The following is a 262-nucleotide window of genomic DNA, read 5'->3' on the forward strand; positions in this document are numbered from 1 at the left end:
TGAATAGTCTCCTTCCAAATAGCGACAGACGTCTTTTGCGAAATACGTGACGATGAGGTCCGCACCGGCCCGTTTGAAGCCGACCATCGTCTCCATGACGATGCGTTGCTCATCGACCCAGTCGTTTAAAGCAGCCGCTTTGACCATGGCGTACTCTCCGCTCACGTTATACGCCACGATCGGCATATCGAGCGAATCGCGCATGTCACGGATGATGTCCATGAACGCGAGCGCTGGTTTGACGATCATGAAGTCGGCGCCT

Annotated in this window: 1 pseudogene; it reads right to left on the minus strand. The window is 54.6% G+C overall.

Going from position 1 to position 262, the window contains the following annotated elements:
* Nucleotides 1–249 (minus strand): annotated as a pseudogene (locus ACSV5T_RS09970) (porphobilinogen synthase); the annotation flags it as partial.
* Nucleotides 250–262: the final 13 nt, after the last annotated feature.

Source organism: Veillonella sp. ZSJB6 (assembly GCF_051549505.1).
Classification (GTDB): domain Bacteria; phylum Bacillota; class Negativicutes; order Veillonellales; family Veillonellaceae; genus Veillonella.